Origin of the sequence: Agarivorans sp. Alg241-V36, assembly GCF_900537085.1 — a bacterium.
Taxonomy (GTDB): domain Bacteria; phylum Pseudomonadota; class Gammaproteobacteria; order Enterobacterales; family Celerinatantimonadaceae; genus Agarivorans.
The window spans coordinates 46,779-60,604 of sequence record NZ_UNRE01000001.1; the positions used below are offsets into that span (position 1 = coordinate 46,779).

Consider the following 13,826-nt stretch of genomic DNA (forward strand, 5'->3'; position numbering starts at 1 on the left):
GAAGGCTACAGCGCTATTTTAACAGTAGTCCAAATCTCAGCAATTCGTATTGAGAAACAGCTAAACATCATAAAATTAGCAAACACCTCAAGGTTTACCCAAACAAAGTACTATATCGCTAGTACATAATTCGATTTTACTGGCTAACACTGCGCTAATATTGACCTTGGCGGGCAAGGCTGGCAAACTGCGCGCGCAAATAGACAACAATTTTGTTGTCGCGTAGAAACGTGTTACCACTGTGCTATTTAAGTCGAGGAGAATACAATGCCACAACCACAAGTTGCCATTATCATGGGGTCAAAAAGTGATTGGCCAACTATGGAAAACGCCGCCGAAGTACTACAACAATTAGGCGTTGAATTTGAGGTTGAAGTGGTTAGTGCTCACCGCACTCCCGACAAACTAATGGAATTTTCAGCCAATGCTGCCGAACGCGGTATTAAGGTAATTATTGGTGGTGCTGGCGGTGCTGCTCACCTACCTGGCATGGTGGCGTCTAAGACCCGTTTACCGGTACTTGGCGTACCGGTTCAAAGCAAAGCATTAAATGGCATGGACAGTTTGTTGTCGATTGCTCAAATGCCAAAAGGCGTAGCCGTAGGCACACTTGCCATTGGTACTGCTGGTGCATACAACGCAGGTTTATTTGCCGCGCAAATCCTAGCAACCACGAATCCAGAACTGGCTGAGCGTATTGAGTCTTTCCGCACAGCGCAAACTGAATCTGTACTGGCTCACCCTGATCCTCGCGTAGCTGAGTAGTGGTAAGCAAGATGAACAAGATTTGGATTTTAGGCGCAGGCCAATTAGGTGCCATGCTAAAACATGCCGCACAACCCTTAAACATTGAAGTGCGCCCAGTAGAAACTGACGAAACGGCTACCTTTGATATTGCTGCCAACGACATTATTACCGTTGAACGCGAGCATTGGCCAGTGACGCCAGCAACCGAGCAGCTTACTCAACATTCAAGCTTTCTTAATGGCCCAGCACTAGCTGAGCTGGCAGACCGCGCCAGCCAAAAGAAACTACTCGATCGCTTAGGCTTAGCCACAGCGCCTTGGGTAGACGTAAAACAAGGTCACAGCGCAGAGCAGTTATTTGCCGAGTTAGGTGAACGGGTATTGCTAAAGCAACGCTCTGGCGGCTACGACGGCAAGGGTCAGCACTGGTTAAAACTAAGTGGTAGCGCTGAACAACGAGCCATTCCTCAAGATTGGTTAGATCATTGTATTGCGGAACAAGCGATTGCTTTTGATGAAGAAGTTTCACTGATTGGTATGCGCCACGCCAACGGTGACACTGCGTTCTACCCGCTAGCGATTAACCAGCATCATGAAGGCATTTTGTTAGCCACGGTGTCACCGGTTGCCAGTAAAGCGAGCCTGCAAGGCCAAGCTGAAAATATGCTTGGAAAGCTGATGGACTCGCTCGACTACGTGGGCGTAATGACTATGGAGTGCTTCCAGGTTGGCGATAAATTGCTGATTAATGAGATAGCTCCTCGAGTACATAACAGTGGCCACTGGACCCAAGCAGGCTCAAGCCTTAGTCAGTTTGAAGCGCATATTCGTGCGGTGGCAGACTTACCTCTAGTACAACCTTTAGTTAAAACCCAAAGCGTGATGCTTAACTTGATTGGTGTTGAATACAATCAGCAATGGCTAAGCGTGCCAGGGGTGGAAGTATTTTGGTATGGCAAAGAGGTTCGTGCGGGGCGCAAAGTGGGTCATATCAACATCAGCATTGCGGAGCGCTCGCAGCTGTTGGCTAGCTTAGCGCAATTAGAGCCGCTAATGACGCCAGTATATGCCGACGCAATAGCATGGTTAATTAAGCACCTAGACTAAGTAAGCTGGCAATGTAACCATGGTTACATTGCCAAACTTTCGATAAAACGGTCGCGATCTAAGCTAATTCACAGTAGTTTTAGTTTTTCAGGTATACAATCGTTTTTATTTGAGTATTAACTGTAAGGAACACGGTTGCTCAACAATATACTTAACATAGGCACCCGCAAAGGAAAGCGCCACGCCGTTCGTATGACCAATCTATTTGTGGTTATAGGCCTGCCTTTACTTGCCCTAAACGTTATTGTTCAAGCTCTTGAGCACAACATTACGGCTGTTGAGTTCTGGTTAGTCAACGGCTTAGTGGTGTTTGCTTACACCCTTACACTGCTGTTTAACTGGTTAAATCAAAATGACCTAGCCAGAGCCTGGCTTTTAACGGTATTTATCCTCGATATTACCTTGGCCTCTACCCGCTGGTTTGGTATCGAGTCCTTCATCTTTTTCCATCTAATCGTTATTTATCCGGTGGCTTTTTTGCTATGGCAAGAAAAGCCGTCCATTCGCAATGCCATTTTAGCCTTAATCAGCGTGGCCTTTTTTGCAGTATTTTACTGGCCGAGCGATCCCATGTTCCCCAGCGATATCGAGCAAAAGCGTAGCTCAATGGCCTTGGTATTTGTTAATTGCGCCATTTTATTGAGCATTATAGCCAAGCTGTTTTCTATCGACACACAGCGCGCCCATCGCCACCTTGCCGAGCAAGCGCGCATCGATCCTCTAACCAATATCTTGAATCGCCGAGAATTAGAGCGCCAACTGGATACTCAATGTGAGTCGGTATTCAGCATGGCGGTAATGCTGTTTGATATTGATCGTTTTAAACAAATTAATGACCAATACGGCCACCACACCGGTGATGACGCGCTAAAACATGTTGTGGCTTGTGTGAAACAACAACTTCCTGAAGAGACAATGTTTGCCCGTTTTGGTGGTGATGAATTCTGCATTCTATGGCCCAATTGCCAACGCCAACATGCACAAGACCTAGCCAATATTATTGTTAAAAAGATTGCCGAAAAACCTTGCTCGGTTAACAACCAAAACCTTGCCATTAGCATTAGCATGGGCATTGCTTTTGAGACCCAAAGAAAAGATTTGTCACGCTTGTTGATCGACGCCGACAATGCCATGTATGCTGCCAAACGCAAAGGTCGCAATACCTTTGTCACCACTTGGGCACAACCAAGCCAAGCGGTACCCGCCTAAGTTAACTCCCCGTTTCACTTAGCCCCTCCATATTGCGTTTTAGGAGCACACATTGAGCTACGAATGGTTAGCCCTGCTGGCCGCCGCGCTGTGGGCATGTACCAGTTTAATCTCGGTAACACCTAGCAGAGTGATGGGTGCTTTTGCCTACAGCCGCTGGCGTATGGGCTTAGTTAGCCTAATGTTGCTTTGTGCCGCGCTATACAATAACCAATGGCAAATGATTAGCATGTCTCAGGCTGCCCTGTTTGCTTTGTCTGGGTTTATTGGTGTATTTGTTGGCGACACAGCATTGTTTGCTTGCATGAATCGCCTGGGCCCTCGTCGTGCTAGCCTGCTGTTTGCCTGCCATGCTGCCTTTTCTGCTTTTTTAGGGGTGTGGTTATTTAATGAAGATTTAATAGGATGGCCGCTACTAGGCGCAGCCTGTTTATTCCTAGGAGTGATTCTCGCAGTAAGCTTTGGCCGTAGGAGCGAACAACATAGCTGGGAAAAGATTACCGGTTCAGTTGGTGTAGCAGTGGCCTTGGGCTTAACCGCCGCATTGTGTCAAAGCCTCGGCACGGTGATGTTAAAACCCCTGATGAGTGCGCCAGAATACAGTGCAATAGACCCGGTAGCTGGCTCGGCGTTACGCATGCTCAGCGCCTTTATAGCTCACTGGCTATTATGGCTAAGCGGTTACAAGTTGGCGCGCAGCCTACACTCGATTAACCCAAAACTGTTTTTGATGATTGCCGCCAATGGCTTTTTAGCCATGGCGGTGGGCATGACATTAATGCTGTTTGCCCTGCGCTATGGCGATGTATCAGTGGTTGCGCTGTTGTCATCTACCTCTCCAGTGTTGGTGCTACCACTGTTATGGATAGTCACCAAACAAGCGCCCACACGCTCGGCATGGGCTAGTGCAGGCTTATGTGTATTGGGCAGTGCATTGTTAATCTTTGGCTAGGGCTGGTGAGAAAGCCGGTAAATGGGCAATCCGTTGATCGATAAAAAATACCTTTTGCTGATACAGCTCGGAATCCGTTGAACCATAGACCTGAGCAAAGTTTTGCTCACTAATGCCTTCTGCTAAATCATCTATTCGTGGGAAAAAAGCCTGCTCCGAGCGGGCGGCTCGCATCGCGGTTAAAAACAGCTCCGTTTTGTTTACGTCTTTAGCCGACTCGGCAAATTCGATACCGGTTCGATCAGCTGCTAAATCAGCAAAACTAAAGCCACTGCCGCCCTCTAAAGAGTCGAACAATTCTTTAAATTCGCCAATAGAAGCACTAAAACCTTGTTCGCCCGCCATGCTTAAACCAGCGGAATAAACAAAGTGCAGCAGTAAGTCTCTGCGCCCCGCTAAGGTAACATTGCTTGGTGCTGCTTCTAAGGTCAAATCATTCGCAAAGCCTTGCGCCATCACTTTTTGAAACGCGCCTTGGCTGAAAAATATCGCCATTGCCCACACCAAAGCCTGCTGCTCTTGGAGAACATCGCCTTGCTCACCACGCATTGCCACATCAAAGCTCAGCGGATATAGATAGTCATATAAAGAAATAGCTTGTTGTTCACCATACTGCTTTCTTAGTTGGCTAAGTTTTTGATAGTAAACCGCCACCGGCAAGCTAGCTGCCTGCGGGTCTTTCAATTGATTGAGGTTCTTATAGGCACCAGCGACTTTTAATCCCAAATCCTCGACAGGCTCAATCTCAAATGCCACTTGCTGTTGGCCAAGCTCAACCGTTTTGATACTGGCTAGTAGCTCATCGGCTTGTAACTCAGGGAATAAACGCTCCGCCACCTTCTCCGCTATATATAGCGCCATGCTGCCAGGCAAACTTAATTGGCCTATTTTCCATTGACCAAACTGCAAGCCTTGAGTAGAGGAATGCATACTAATTTCGCTATTTATATAGCCATGGTAAATACTCGCTGGCAAAGCAATGCTACCGCGAAGGTTTAAGCTTGAATCGGTAAAAGCGGCATCTGCATCTAAGCCTTTAAATGCGGTGGACGACAAAGCTAACAAGCCATCTAACTGCTGCTGGCTAAGCTGAACATTAATAGATTGTTGCGAGCTGCGAAATTGCTGTAGGTTTTGTTTAAGCCAATCTTTGGCATCGGCAACTTGTTGAGCACTCACCGAAGGGGGAGTATGCACGGTGGCTTGCTTAGAAACCATTAACGCAAAGGCAATTAACACCGCCATCGCGAGCAATAAACTAAGGCTGAGTAGGGCAAACAGTATTTTCTTCATATTACGATAAAGCCCCTCTACGGGGGCTTAACAAGTACCTAATTAGGGTTTATTTTGATTCGGCTAGCCACTGCGCTACGTCTTTAGCGAAGTAAGTTAAAATGCCATCGGCACCGGCGCGTTTAAAGGCTAGTAAAGATTCAAGCACAACCGGGCGTTCGGCTAACCAGCCATTCTCAATAGCTGCTTTATGCATGGCATATTCGCCGCTCACTTGGTAAGCAAAGGTAGGTACGGCAAAGGCATCTTTTACTTGGCGCACCACATCTAAGTAAGGCATGCCAGGTTTTACCATGACCATGTCGGCACCTTCTTCGATATCTAAGGCCACTTCGTGCAAGGCCTCTTGGCCATTAGCTGGGTCCATTTGATAAGTCTTTTTATTGCCGCCCTTTAAGTTACCAGAGCTACCCACTGCATCGCGAAACGGCCCGTAGTAACTAGAAGCGTATTTGGCTGAATAAGCCATTATCATGGTGTTGTGATAACCGGCTTCTTCTAAGGCTTCACGAATTGCTGCAATTCTGCCATCCATCATATCCGAAGGCGCCACCACATCCGCGCCAGCGGCAGCGTGTGATAAAGCCTGTTTTACTAAAATCTCAGTGGTAATATCGTTTTGCACATAACCGTCATCATCAATAATGCCGTCTTGGCCATGAGTGGTAAACGGATCCAAAGCCACATCGGTCATAATGCCAAGCTCAGGAAAAGCTTGTTTAAGGGCTCGAACAGCGCGTTGCGCCAAGGCATCATCAGCATAAGCTTGCTCAGCCAACAATGATTTTTGCTCTAGGGGCGTCACCGGGAACAAGGCAATCATTGGTACACCCAAGGCCACCAACTGTTCTGCTTCTTTTAACAACAAATCGATACTAAAGCGCTTTACACCGGGCATAGATGCAACGGTTTCGATTTGATTTTCCCCTTCAATCACAAACATCGGGTAAATCAAATCATCAACGCTTAGCTGGTTTTCGCAGGCTAGGCGGCGAGAGAAATCATGACGGCGAATTCGACGCATGCGGGTGGCAGGGAACATTCTTGATACGCTCACTCAGCGCTCCTTAATTTTGTTGCTGTTAGCATCTAGCGCTACTTTAAGCGGCTAAAGCGTGGCGGGCAAGTGTATGTAACAGTTTTTCTTAACAGTTTCAAAACAGCTCGAACCAGGCTGCTACGCCGATAAAAAAAGCATAGATAATATGTGATTACACTCGCGAACAAAGGAAAACGTTTCCACATTTGATTTACATTTGTTAAATTGTAGATACAACATCACCTAGTCACTGGTCGTGATGCCAGCTCATCTTAAGCTAGTGTTTTCAACTTAGTCACACGAAAGAATCTTTTTCTCGGAGTATAAATGGCCACAATTAAAGACGTAGCAGCTGCCGCCGGTGTTTCCGTCGCCACCGTATCTCGGGTGGTCAACAATGGCCCCAAAGTAAGTGCTAAAAACCGCGACCTAGTAAAGAAAGTGATGTTAGAACTAGGCTATCGTCCCAATGCGAATGCGCGCGCTTTAGTAACCCAAACTAACCCTACTTTGGGTTTGGTATTTAGTGAGCTCACTGACCCGTTTTTTGCCACCTTGGCAGGAGGGGTAGAAAAGGTGACTCGCAACAACAACATTCAGTTATTGATCAGTAACGGTTTGGTCAGTGCCGAGAGTGAAAAACGCGCCATTGAAACGCTCTTAGAGCAGCGCTGCCAAGCCTTGGTAGTGCACTCTAAAGCCTTGAGCAATCAAGCCTTAATCGACTACGCCGAAGCCGTACCAGCCTTGGTACTTATTAACCGTTATATTCCAGAAATTGCTCACCGCTGCGTATGGTTAGACAACCAAGCCGGTGGCGAAGCAGCAGCCCGCCACTTATTGTCTTTAGGCCATAAGAACATTGCATGCATTACCAGTAGCTACGACATTGAAGATCCGCGCTTGCGCTTGGAAGGAGTGAAATCAGTACTTAGCGAACAGGGCATGCCTTTAGCTGAGCACGCCATTGCTTCGTCTGATCCGAATGAAATTGGTGGCGAGATTGCAGCACAGAATTTACTAGCTCGCGGTTTAGATTTTACCGCCTTAATTGTTTACAACGATTCTATGGCATCAGGCGCTATCACAGTGCTTTGCGACAACGGCTATCGTGTGCCAGAAGACGTTTCGGTAATTGGTTTTGATGACGTGCTACTGTCGCGCTATCTACGACCTAAGCTCACCACCATGCGTTACCCTATCGAGATGATGGCGATGGAAGCTGCTGAAATGTCCCTAGCTTTAGCCAGTGGCGAGAGCGTTGCACCTATTCATAAATACGTACCAACTTTGGTTAAACGTGACTCGGTAAGCCAACCAAAAGACTAAGCGAGCTTAAATACCTAGCTTATCGCGCAGGTTGTAATACACCGCACCTAAAGCGGTAAACGGCACTTGTAGGTGTCTCCCTCCCGGAAAGCGATAGTGATTAAGTGAAGCAAATACGTCAAAGCGCTTTGCTTGGTCGCTAAGCACTTCGGCTAACAATTTTCCCGCTAAATGGGTACAGGTTAAACCGTGGCCACTGTAGCCTTGCAGATAATAGATATTGCTATCTAACCTGCCAAACTGGGGCATTCGCGAGTAGGTCAGTAAAAAGTTTCCGGTCCAAGCATAATCCACAGCGGTCACTTTTAGTTGAGGGAATAAGGCTTCGAACTTAGGCCTAATTTGCTTTTCTATTGAGGCCAAAGGCTTAGCACCATAAGCCACCCCGCCGCCAAACAACAAGCGCTTGTCTGCGGTTAAACGATAGTAATTAAGCAGGTAGTTACAATCTTCCACACAGTAGTTTTTTGGAATTAGTTGCTGACACAGTTCATCACTTAAAGGCTCGGTAGCAATCACTTGCGTGCCGCAGCGTATCGCCTTATCACTAAGCTTTGGTTCAAGCTCACCCAAGTAGGCATTTCCGGCAAACAGCAAGTAGTTGGCAGTAACACTGCCATGTTCGGTTGTTACCTTGGCTAGCTCACCTGCTTGATAGTCTAGCACTGCAGATTGCTCGTAGATTTCACCACCTAAACTAAGTACCGCTTCGGCTTCACCTAGAGCAAGATTAAGCGGGTGAATATGACCACCTTGCATGTCCAACAGACCACCTTGATAGGCAGTGGTGCCTACTATTTGCTCTAGCTCTGCTTTATCCAATAATTGCAGTTGGTGATTACCAAAGCGCTCCCAATTGGCTTTTTGCTCTTGTAGGCCTTTAAACTGTTTAGCGTTGTTGGCCGCAAACACACCGCCGGCCTGATAGTCGCAATCAATATTATACTGTGCGATACGAGAGCGGATAATTTCACCGCCTTCAAAGATCATCTCATTTAAGGCTTGAGCAGTATTTTTGTCATAACGCTGCTCTATTACGTCCACATCGCGGCTATAACTATTAACCACTTGTCCGCCATTGCGGCCGGTTGCGCCAAACCCCACCTTGGCGCTCTCTAATACCACTACGTTGAAACCTTTCTCAGCCAGATGCAAAGCCGAAGACAAACCACTAAAGCCAGCCCCAATAATGCAAACATCACAACGAATATCTCGATTTAGCTGAGGAAAATCACGTTGGTTATTTGCACTTGCCGCGTAATAGGATGAAGTGTGTTGTTGCATGGTTCTCTCCTAGTGACGGCTAGGCAGCATGGCGATTTGCTGCTGCCACAAACTGACTAAAAATGGCTTGTGAGACCTTGTTTTCGCTGGCTTGCCACTCGGGATGCCATTGCACAGCATAGAAAAACGGGTGCTCAGCAAGCCGAAAAGCTTCCACCAAACCATCTTCAGCTTGGGCTTCAACAAACAGCGACTCTGCCAGCTGATTAATGCCTTGGTTGTGTAAGGAGTTAACATTGATAACCTCACTATCTAGCCACTCACCTAACCAACTGCCTCGGCTAAGTTGCAGCGGATGTTGCTCGGCATATTTTTTGGAGAAATCTTCGGTGTTGGGTTCACGGTGCTCAACACTACCACTCAACTGATAGACTTTATGGTGCAGGCTTCCGCCGAGAGCCACGTTCATCTCTTGAAAGCCGCGGCAAATACCCAAAATAGGTAGGCCATGCTGTTTAGAATATTCAACAATGGCAAAAGCTAAACTATCTCGACCTCGGTCTAAACGGGGTTCCAAATGACTGGCACCATATAGCTCTGGGTGCACGTTAGAATGGCTACCGGTATACAATACGCCGTCCAGCCCATCCAATACCCGATGTAAACTACTGCCTTTAAGCTGGTGTGTCAGTAATACTGGGGCTGCGCCATAACTTTCCAAAGCGTTTAGGTAAAACTCATTGACGCTTTGCACTTGGTATAAACCCTGCGGTTTGTGGCAGGTGATCACACCGATAAGGGCTTGCTTCTGCTTCATATTCTCTACCAAACTCCATCTTAAATGCGCTAGTTTCAATAAAACTAAATTGGCACAGAAACTTTAAAATGTAAAATATATTTAACACTCGTTGTTTTTGCATATCAGATAAGGCTGAGATAATTTCAATAAATAGCGAATAATGGTGATTAAATGCTAAACCTTGTACCTAAACCCAAGCTGCCGTGATTGCTTTTACTAAACAGTAAGTCGATAACAGCAAACCGTACTCATGCAATCGCCAAGAGATTTTGGGTAAATCAATAGCCGCTAGGGGAGTAAATCGGTAAAATCGCCATGCAGTTTCAATTGGAGTATGGGGAAAATCCTCAGTCATGGCAGAACAAGTAAGCATCAAAATACATCTCAATGCATCCGCAAGCCAAACGGCGGCTATAGATAAAGTTCCCGCACCCAAGCCTCCCTTTGACCTACGCAAAATTTTTGCCGCTGTGTTAGTGCTTATCTTACTTATTGCCGGCTTACTGCATTTTATCTGGCCCGCTCAAGCTGAACCTACTGCCGATACAAATGCCACTACTCAACAAGCAAGCAGCCAAATAGAGAGCGCTGTAGATAAGGCACAATTGCCAAAGGCTGAAGTTTCAGCTGAGCACTCTCCAATAGGTCAAGCTCAAGTAGAACAGGCTCAAATAGAACAAGCTCAAGTTGAGCCTACTCAAGCGCTTAGCGCTCAAAGTTCAGCTGCAATGGCTACAGAAGAACAACCAAAGCCCTCAGAAGTTGAAGCACGTGAAGAGCCAAAGGCCACTGTTGCGGACACCGCTGCGGAATCAATGCTAGTTCAAGCAGAAACTCACACTAAGCTGCCTAAGCAACAAGCAGAAGAATTAGCGGATAACACTAAGGCTGCCACTGCAGAGGAGGCAGAGGAGGCCAGCGAGCAAAGTAGCCAGCCAGTCGCTCACGTTGATGCGGCGACAGCAGAGCTGGAGCCCTCGGCGTTTGAAACAAGCGCATCGACCGGTGATGCTGACACTGATGTCGGCGCTGGCCTGGAGCAAACCAGCACCGTATCGCCCCACGTCACACGCGCCCAATTAAGTTCTGCCATTAGCCAGCGTGAGCCTATAGATAACTTAACTTACGTCGCACTAAGTGAGATTCAGCAGGTTTACTTGTTTATGGAGCTGCGTGAAATGCAGGGCCAAAGCATTCAAGTAAATTGGTATCAGCAAAGCCAACTGCAAGCCTCAGTAGACTTAAACATTGGCGGCCCGCGCTGGCGTACCAATGCCAGCAAGCGCTTTACTGCTCAAAGCCGCGGAGAATGGCAAGTAGTCATAGTTAATCAGCAGCAAGTACGCATTTTTGAACAAAACTTTACTGTGAAATAAGCCAATAAGCTTGCAGTGATACTAAGCAGTGGTAAATTGATTAAGCGACTTAGTGGCGTTTAATTGATTAGAAATATGCAGGTGAAGTTATGGAACTTGAGTTAATTCGCAGTGCCCTAGGCTGGGGAGCCATCATCAATATCGCGGTATTGTTATATTGGTTTGCCTTTTTAACCTTAGCCCACGACTGGACCTATAAGCTGCATTCGAAATGGTTCAACCTAAGCGTTGAAAAGTTTGACCGTTTTCATTACCTAGGCTTGGCACTCTATAAAACCGCTATCATTGCATTTTACGTAGTGCCATATATCGCCTTAGGCATTGTTTTAAATTAGTCGGTATACAGTACAATCGACTCAGGTTCGGCGATGGTGTATCCCGCGGTGGCAACCCCTTCTACCGTTTGAACCTGAGTATGAATAGTCCCTTCCACCCATACCGGCTCCCATAAGTCCTCTAGCTGCAAACCCTTAGAGTAAGTTACATATACAATCTGGTTTGGCGGTGGTGGCGGATAATGCAAGCAGGCACCAAAATACGGCACCAACAAAAACTCTTTCACCAACTCACCCTCAACATCCAACGGCACCACAAAGCCTGGAATCCGCAGGGGTTTGCCATCCAACTCGGTGTTCACACTTACATTTAAGTTTTGCTGCGCCACCTGATCCAGCGGCGTGTTGTGGTCTACCTCAGGCATAAAGGTATTTCGTTCACTTTCTGGCAGCAACTCATTCCAAACGTCAACACCGTTGGCTTGTAGGTTCATGCTCACTAGCAATAAACCCACTACGTAATACGCTAGTTTCATGTTTACCCTTTCTAAATCTTTATGCTCATGCCATCGCTAAGTGAATAACGATAGGCACGCCACGCTGGCAACACGCCGGCGATAAAACCAACCACAACTACAGCAACTAACAAATACCATTGCTCCAGAGTGGGCCAGCTTAATACTAAATAAAAACCAAATTGATTGAGCAGAATAGGTTTTGCCGCGCCCAAAATCAAATACATGCTGACTAAGCCTAGTAAAGCGCCCAGCACACTCAGCAATAGTGCTTCTATCAACAACAAACCAAAAATATGCCTTGGCTTAGCCCCTACAGAGCGCAAAATAGCCATTTCTCGGCGGCGTTCTTTTAAGCTTACCATTAAGGTGCTTAGCATGCTCATTAAGCCGGTAATCACCACACAAATAGATACGGCCAACAAAGCGCTTTCAGCAATGCTGAGTATGCCCCATAACTCTTGCAAGGCGACCCCTGGCAAAATAGCCAGAAGGGCTTCGTTTTTGTAATCGTTAATCTGTCGCTGTAAGTTGAATATTTGCAGCCTTGACTGAGTGCCCAACATCATCGCGGTAATTGTTGAAGGCGTAAGCTGCGCCTCACTAAACGGCAGAACTTGTGGCGGTAGATGAATCGCCTCAATGCCCGCTAACGAGGTAATGACCGTTCGATCTACTGGTGTTCCCGTTGCTTTTAAAATGCCGCTCACTTCAAAAGGAAACTGATCATGATTAACAAAGCTAACCGCAGCAATACCATGAGCCACCACAATTTTATCACCCAAGCTGTAACCAAGCTTGCGCGCAACTTCTGCACCTAATACAACTTCAAAGGTATCGTTTAGCTCTCGCCCTACGGCAAATTCTAAGGCTTGTTTATTGGCATATTGGTAGTGTTCGAAAAAGCTGTTAGTGGTGCCCATTACCCGATAACCACGATGCGAATCACCCAAAGAAATCGGAATCGACCACTTTACCGCTGAGTGCCCTGCAATCTCTTGATAGCTGTCCCAAGTAATATTGTTAGTGGCATTGCCAATTCGAAATACCGAATAAAGCAATAGTTGGGTAGGGCCGCTACGCGCACCTACAATTAAATCGGTGCCAGAAATGGTTGAGGCAAAGCTCGATTTGGCTTGAGTACGAAGATTCTCCACACCCAATAACAAGGCCACACTAAGGGCAATGGTCAGCAAACTGAGTAAGGCAGTGCCACGCCTAGCCCACAAACTTTGCCAAGCTAACTTAAGCAAGCTCATGCTGACCTCCTAAATTAAGCGCTGGCAAATCAATCACCTGTTGGAAGCGACTGGCTAGCTCTTGGTCGTGACTCACTAGTAGCAAGCTGCTTTCGCAATGCTCTAGCTCAGACATCAACAAATTCATAAAGTGGTCACGGTTGGTTTTATCTAAGGCCGACGTTGGCTCATCGGCAATAATTAGCTCTGGCGAACCAATCATGGCGCGCGCAGCCGCCACTCGCTGCTGCTGACCAATACTAAGTTGGCCAACCGGCTGGTTAAGTTGCTTGTCGGGCAATTGTAAATGAGACAATAATCGGCGCGCTTCATCCAGCACTGACGGCGAACGGCTTAAGGCTCGCTGACGACGCTGCTTGGAAAACTGACAAGCCAAAGCAACGTTCTCTAATACAGACAAATAGGGCAACAAGTTAAATTGCTGAAATACATAACCAATGTGGTCGGCGCGCAATTGGTCGCGCTGTGCCGCTTTTAAGCTGGCGCAGTCTTGTCCCATAAAGCTTAACTTGCCTTGCTGAGGAGTAATCACCCCGGCAATCAAACTAAGCAGAGTAGATTTACCGCAACCGCTCGGCCCATGAATAAAGGTATGGCTGGCTGCAGCAATGCTTAAATGAGGAATATGAATGGCCGGGTGAGTTTCACCCGGCCACGCAAATACCACTTCTTCTAAAGCTAATAGAGAAGCAGACTGGCGCAT

The 13,826-nt window shown here is 47.0% G+C and carries 14 protein-coding genes; 7 read left to right on the top strand and 7 right to left on the bottom strand.

What is annotated here, in order from left to right:
- Window positions 1-267: 267 nt before the first annotated feature.
- From purE to G6R11_RS00255, 4 genes are all read left to right on the top strand, one after another.
- On the top strand, window positions 268-765 hold the full coding sequence (gene purE, locus G6R11_RS00240) for a 5-(carboxyamino)imidazole ribonucleotide mutase (RefSeq protein ID WP_163130173.1): 498 nt from the start codon (window positions 268-270) through the stop codon (window positions 763-765).
- An 11-nt stretch (window positions 766-776) separates the two neighbouring features.
- Window positions 777-1,853 (top strand): 5-(carboxyamino)imidazole ribonucleotide synthase, encoded by a 1,077-nt coding sequence (purK, locus tag G6R11_RS00245; protein WP_240352365.1) that lies wholly within the window; start codon window positions 777-779, stop codon window positions 1,851-1,853.
- 135 nt (window positions 1,854-1,988) lie between these two features.
- Window positions 1,989-3,062 (top strand): GGDEF domain-containing protein, encoded by a 1,074-nt coding sequence (locus tag G6R11_RS00250; RefSeq protein WP_163130177.1) that lies wholly within the window; start codon window positions 1,989-1,991, stop codon window positions 3,060-3,062.
- 52 nt (window positions 3,063-3,114) lie between these two features.
- Entirely contained in the window at window positions 3,115-4,014 is a 900-nt protein-coding gene (locus G6R11_RS00255; RefSeq protein ID WP_163130179.1) for a DMT family transporter, read from the top strand.
- On the opposite strand, the gene G6R11_RS00260 is transcribed toward G6R11_RS00255, so the two are convergent.
- Both G6R11_RS00260 and hemB read right to left on the bottom strand, forming a co-directional pair.
- Window positions 4,000-5,307 (bottom strand): hypothetical protein, encoded by a 1,308-nt coding sequence (locus G6R11_RS00260; RefSeq protein ID WP_163130181.1) that lies wholly within the window; start codon window positions 5,305-5,307, stop codon window positions 4,000-4,002. The two genes, G6R11_RS00255 and G6R11_RS00260, sit on opposite strands and share 15 nt — an antisense overlap.
- A gap of 49 nt (window positions 5,308-5,356) precedes the next feature.
- The gene (hemB, locus tag G6R11_RS00265) at window positions 5,357-6,349 is read right to left on the bottom strand and encodes a porphobilinogen synthase (protein ID WP_163131848.1); all 993 of its coding nucleotides are present in this window, start codon (window positions 6,347-6,349) and stop codon (window positions 5,357-5,359) included.
- A 324-nt stretch (window positions 6,350-6,673) separates the two neighbouring features.
- Here hemB and G6R11_RS00270 point away from each other — a divergent pair, with 324 nt between their 5' ends.
- Window positions 6,674-7,675 carry a substrate-binding domain-containing protein gene (locus G6R11_RS00270; RefSeq protein WP_163130182.1) on the top strand — a complete coding sequence of 334 codons (1,002 nt, stop codon included), beginning with the start codon at window positions 6,674-6,676 and terminating at the stop codon, window positions 7,673-7,675.
- Window positions 7,676-7,681: 6 nt separating this feature from the next.
- Here G6R11_RS00270 and G6R11_RS00275 read toward each other — a convergent pair whose 3' ends face one another.
- Both G6R11_RS00275 and G6R11_RS00280 read right to left on the bottom strand, forming a co-directional pair.
- Window positions 7,682-8,959: an FAD-binding oxidoreductase gene (locus G6R11_RS00275; protein ID WP_163130184.1), complete on the bottom strand. Its 1,278-nt coding sequence runs from the start codon at window positions 8,957-8,959 to the stop codon at window positions 7,682-7,684.
- Between the two features lie 19 nt (window positions 8,960-8,978).
- Window positions 8,979-9,716, bottom strand: a complete 738-nt coding sequence (locus G6R11_RS00280) for a gamma-glutamyl-gamma-aminobutyrate hydrolase family protein (protein ID WP_163130187.1) — start codon at window positions 9,714-9,716, stop codon at window positions 8,979-8,981.
- Window positions 9,717-10,051: 335 nt separating this feature from the next.
- Between G6R11_RS00280 and G6R11_RS00285 the strand changes: the two genes are divergently transcribed.
- Window positions 10,052-11,074, top strand: coding sequence for a DUF2914 domain-containing protein (locus G6R11_RS00285; protein ID WP_163130188.1), 1,023 nt, complete (start codon window positions 10,052-10,054; stop codon window positions 11,072-11,074).
- An 89-nt stretch (window positions 11,075-11,163) separates the two neighbouring features.
- The gene (locus tag G6R11_RS00290; RefSeq protein ID WP_163130190.1) at window positions 11,164-11,409 is read left to right on the top strand and encodes a DUF6868 family protein; all 246 of its coding nucleotides are present in this window, start codon (window positions 11,164-11,166) and stop codon (window positions 11,407-11,409) included.
- Here G6R11_RS00290 and G6R11_RS00295 read toward each other — a convergent pair.
- From G6R11_RS00295 to G6R11_RS00305, 3 genes are read right to left on the bottom strand one after another with little or no spacing between them, the layout of a single operon-like run.
- On the bottom strand, window positions 11,406-11,885 hold the full coding sequence (locus G6R11_RS00295) for a DUF3299 domain-containing protein (RefSeq protein WP_205472505.1): 480 nt from the start codon (window positions 11,883-11,885) through the stop codon (window positions 11,406-11,408). The two genes, G6R11_RS00290 and G6R11_RS00295, sit on opposite strands and share 4 nt — an antisense overlap.
- Window positions 11,886-11,896: 11 nt before the next feature.
- Entirely contained in the window at window positions 11,897-13,123 is a 1,227-nt protein-coding gene (locus tag G6R11_RS00300) for an ABC transporter permease (RefSeq protein WP_163130192.1), read from the bottom strand.
- Window positions 13,110-13,826, bottom strand: a complete 717-nt coding sequence (locus tag G6R11_RS00305) for an ABC transporter ATP-binding protein (protein ID WP_163130194.1) — start codon at window positions 13,824-13,826, stop codon at window positions 13,110-13,112. Before G6R11_RS00305 ends, G6R11_RS00300 begins: the two co-directional genes overlap by 14 nt.